The following is a 2246-nucleotide window of genomic DNA, read 5'->3' on the forward strand; positions in this document are numbered from 1 at the left end:
ATAAACTCCGCTTTTATTTGAATGTTTAATTAATTCAATAATCTTTTCTTGAGCTTCTATAATTTTAGTTTTTGAAGTATTTAGATTTAGTCCTCTTTTTAGCAGAAATTCTTGTAGGATTATTAAAGCTTTTAATGATTCAGTTTTATTATTGGTAAAAAAGCGAAAATCATCTACATATCTGCCAAAGTTTATACCCAAATTAAATAAGGCTTCATCAACTTCATTAAGGAATATATTAGCTATAAAGCCTTCTGCTGAATTTCCTATCGGTATGCCTTGGCTATTATATGTTTCACATAATTTTTCATCCACAATTGAATAGTAGCAAGTTGTAAATTTTAAGGTCTTACTAAAGAGAATCATAAAATGACTTTCATTACTTATGTTGAGTTTTCGGCCAATTGCTGAGAGGAGATATTCATGAGAGATAGAATCATAAAAAGATGATATGTCGGTTTTTAGCATACAATTGCTATTCTCTACCTGGGCAAATTGCCAAGCTATAAATTCTTTAAATCCTTTGTTGTAGTAAGATTTATATAAATATCCCTTGGATTTCTCCGTCTTTTCAAGATTTCTATCAAAACGATGTGAAAAACAATTTTTAATAAACGTAAAATCTAATGCTTCAGCTAAAACAGATACGAAAATAAATTTAATCACTAAGTCTTTGAATGGAGTATATATCATTCTCCTGAAGAACATATCTGATTTTGGTAGATAGAATGAAAATGCTGTTTCTGGTTCATATAAGCTCGGGTTTTCAAGAAACATTTTAATTTCTCTAAATAATGTTTCTTTATTTTGTCTGTAGTAAGTTATTTCAATAAAATTACAGTAGTCATCTTCGTTGATTTGGTATGAAATAGCATACACATACGCTCTTTCAAAAACTTCTCTTTTCTTGATTTGTTCAAGCCAAAAATCTTTATTCATTAGTTAGTTTGATAAAATTAATGTTACCGATGAGCAATTTATTCAATGGGTCACGGCAAATCCCGAACTGCCGATGAAACAAATGGCGCAGGGTCTCAACAGAAGGATTGCCGATCGCACTTCTTCTAATGATATGAGATAAAGGCGATCGATATTCCGATTCAGACACCAGCTTAGGTTACAATTGAAGGCAGGAGGATTTATTATGCCGACTACCGATCAAGAAATCTATATTCAAGTTGTCCGCACTTTGTCACCAACGGAGCGGCTACGCTTGGCAACTCCGATCCTCAACGAGTTATCAAATCAAAATCTAGTTGTCGTCGAGCCAAGTGATACCTGGACTGAGGACGCTGCTCTCCATGTAACAACCTTTTCTTTGCAATCAGATTCATGACTCCTCAAAATTTTTATACGATCTCCACACTACCTATCATCCATAGCGACCCCGACATTCTAGGGGGAACTCCTGTCTTTATGGGTACTCGCGTCCCGATGAAGACCCTGCTTGATTATCTCGAAGCTGGTGATTCGCTCAATGAGTTTCTAGACCATTTCCCTAGCGTCAAACGTGAGCAAGCGATTTCTGTTCTCGAATTGGCAAAGGAAATGCTGACTGCTTATGCGAATCCTGCTTGATGAGTGTGTCCCGCGACCTCTAAAACGTGAACTCACAGACTATGAGGTGCGAACTGTTGTAGAAATGGGATGGGCAGGTAAAAAAAATGGTGAATTATTGAAACTCATGATGCAGGAGAGTTTCACCATTTTGCTGACGGCGGATCAGAATTTACGTTATCAGCAAAATTTGCAGCAGGCTGGAGTTGCAGTCATTGTGATGGTCGCGCCCAGCAATCGTCTTCCCGATTTGCTTCCACTCATACCCAGCGTTTGTAGTGCGCTGATTAGAATCGCTGCGGGCGAAGTGATTGAAGTCTGATAAAACTCAAATCTTGCAGCAATAGACCTCTTGCCTCAGTCCTTTTAATCAAATTTTGGGACGCTGCTCAGAGCAACGTCCCACAAGAAAAAAGATTTTTGTGGGATGGCTTTGAGCATCGTCCTAACTATTTTTGCAAGAATTCTAATGTCAATAAGGGGATTTTTCGTGGGTCGGGCGGGTTTATGTAACCCGTCTGCAAGCTTTAAAGCTGTTGGCGAAAGGGCCTCTACAGCTTCTTGAGAATGGTGCAATATCTCAGATAAAAGATAGTCGCTACGTTTGAGTAGATCGCCAGAAATTTGATCGCACCCGTTTAAGTTTCGACTATGGACTCGACAATGCCTCAACCCCGCCCCGATCGAGG

At 38.2% G+C, this 2246-nt stretch carries 5 protein-coding genes; 3 read left to right on the plus strand and 2 right to left on the minus strand.

Annotation, left to right across the window (positions count from 1 at the left end):
• A partial coding sequence (locus IQ270_RS29805; protein ID WP_193976706.1) for an RNA-directed DNA polymerase occupies positions 1 to 939 on the minus strand: 939 nt, incomplete at its 3' end.
• Positions 940 to 1144: 205 nt separating this feature from the next.
• Here IQ270_RS29805 and IQ270_RS29810 point away from each other — a divergent pair.
• The 3 genes from IQ270_RS29810 to IQ270_RS29820 are packed head-to-tail and all read left to right on the plus strand — an operon-like array spanning position 1145 to position 1879.
• Positions 1145 to 1336, plus strand: a complete 192-nt coding sequence (locus IQ270_RS29810; RefSeq protein WP_193976707.1) for a hypothetical protein — start codon at positions 1145 to 1147, stop codon at positions 1334 to 1336.
• Positions 1333 to 1578: a DUF433 domain-containing protein gene (locus IQ270_RS29815; RefSeq protein ID WP_193976708.1), complete on the plus strand. Its 246-nt coding sequence runs from the start codon at positions 1333 to 1335 to the stop codon at positions 1576 to 1578. Before IQ270_RS29810 ends, IQ270_RS29815 begins: the two co-directional genes overlap by 4 nt.
• Positions 1562 to 1879, plus strand: coding sequence for a DUF5615 family PIN-like protein (locus IQ270_RS29820; RefSeq protein WP_193976709.1), 318 nt, complete (start codon positions 1562 to 1564; stop codon positions 1877 to 1879). The genes IQ270_RS29815 and IQ270_RS29820 overlap by 17 nt, the downstream gene beginning before the upstream one ends.
• Positions 1880 to 1923: 44 nt before the next feature.
• Here the strand turns inward: IQ270_RS29820 and IQ270_RS31635 are convergent.
• Positions 1924 to 2246: hypothetical protein (locus tag IQ270_RS31635; protein WP_228056827.1), on the minus strand; the 323-nt coding region annotated here is incomplete at its 5' end.

Origin of the sequence: Microcoleus sp. LEGE 07076, from assembly GCF_015207455.1 — a bacterium.
Taxonomy (GTDB): Bacteria; Cyanobacteriota; Cyanobacteriia; order Cyanobacteriales; family Microcoleaceae; genus Microcoleus.